Origin of the sequence: Shewanella sp. 11B5 (assembly GCF_002836795.1) — a bacterium.
GTDB classification, from domain to species: Bacteria; Pseudomonadota; Gammaproteobacteria; order Enterobacterales; family Shewanellaceae; genus Shewanella; species Shewanella frigidimarina.
In genome coordinates, this window is the sequence record NZ_PJAP01000848.1 from 1 (window position 1) to 1,542 (window position 1,542).

Here is a 1,542-nt window from a genome sequence, read left to right on the forward strand (position 1 = left end):
ATTTATCTTTTATGAGAATTTATCATTAAAAACATCACCTAAAAATCTTTTTAAATGGCACACTGTAAAACAGTATTTTAAGAGGAGTTGTACGCGTGAGCCATCAAGATAAAACCATTATTACCCAAGCTAATTTACAACGTAAAGTGCTAATAACCGATTGTGCTGATGCTCAGGGGTTAATAGCTAAAATCACCAACGTCTGTTTTGCTCATCAATTAAACATTATTAAAAACACCGAATTTGTTGACCACACACAAGGCCGATTTTTTATGCGCGCCGAGCTTGAAGGGGTGTTTGATGATGAACGCTTACTGAATGAATTACGTGAAGTGTTGCCAGCTCAAAATCACATGAAACTCGTTGATATGGGTAAAAAACGTATCGTGGTCATGGTGACAAAAGAAGCTCATTGCTTAGGCGATATTCTGATGAAATCTTATTATGGTGGCTTGGATGTTGAGATTGCTGCTGTGGTAGGCAATTATGATGTGTTGCAGGCATTAACTGAAAAGTTCGATATCCCATTTCATTATGTCAGTCATGAAGGCTTAAATCGTCAAGAACATGAGCAAGCGATGCTTAAAGTGATAAAACCTTATGATCCGGACTTTGTTGTACTCGCTAAATATATGCGAGTATTAACACCTGAGTTTGTAACAGCATTTGCGGATAAAATTATTAATATTCATCATTCTTTTTTACCAGCATTCATTGGTGCATCACCTTATAAGCAAGCATGGGATCGTGGTGTTAAAATTATTGGTGCAACAGCACACTTTGTGAATAATCACTTGGATGAAGGACCGATTATTAAACAAGATGTTATTTCAGTTGATCACAGTTATAGCGCAGAAGAATTAGCTCATAATGGCCGTGATGTTGAAAAAAGCGTATTAAGTAAAGCGCTGCAATTGGTATTAAATGAACAAGTTGTGGTGTACGGTAATAAAACAGTCGTGTTTTAAAGTGTACTGATATGCATCATTTGACGTTAAATCCAATGATGCTATCTTATTTAGAATAAGTAGCTGTGAGCAAGCTGCTGTATTAATGGTCTATTTTTAGATTTACTGTGATATATTCAAACGGTATTGATATGTTAGATCTGTATAAATAAGAACGGGGAACTGGATGTTACAAAAAGCTGATTTTTTCTTAAAACCTTCAGAATTACCCAAAACAGTTGGGTTATGTTGGGGCATTCTTAATGATAGGCTTGAATTAATTAAGCTGAGTGAACCGTTATACAAATTGGTCAAAAAACCCATATCAGCCATTCTAAAGCAACCGTTGTCTAATGCTTTTTCAATGCTTACCCATGATCAAATAGATCTTACCAATCATCTTTCTTCACAACTGATCAATTTTGTTGATGACAACGGTCATGCACTACAAGCTACAGTTACCCCGATAGAAGAAAGCAGCGAGCATTGGTGTATTACCTTTATAGAAATCGAACTCGATAAAGCATGGTTATCAGATTTACATCCTGATTATCATCAAGCGATTCAGTCTAGTGATGATTGGCTTAATCAAATC

General features: G+C 35.8%; 2 protein-coding genes. Both read left to right on the plus strand.

The window, feature by feature from the left end:
* The first annotated feature begins 95 nt into the window (after nucleotides 1-95).
* A complete protein-coding gene (gene purU, locus CXF78_RS17065) occupies nucleotides 96-968 on the plus strand; it encodes a formyltetrahydrofolate deformylase (protein ID WP_102037436.1) in 873 nt (290 codons plus the stop codon).
* Between the two features lie 166 nt (nucleotides 969-1,134).
* The coding region (locus CXF78_RS17070; protein WP_145991532.1) for a hypothetical protein at nucleotides 1,135-1,542 on the plus strand (408 nt) is incomplete at its 3' end.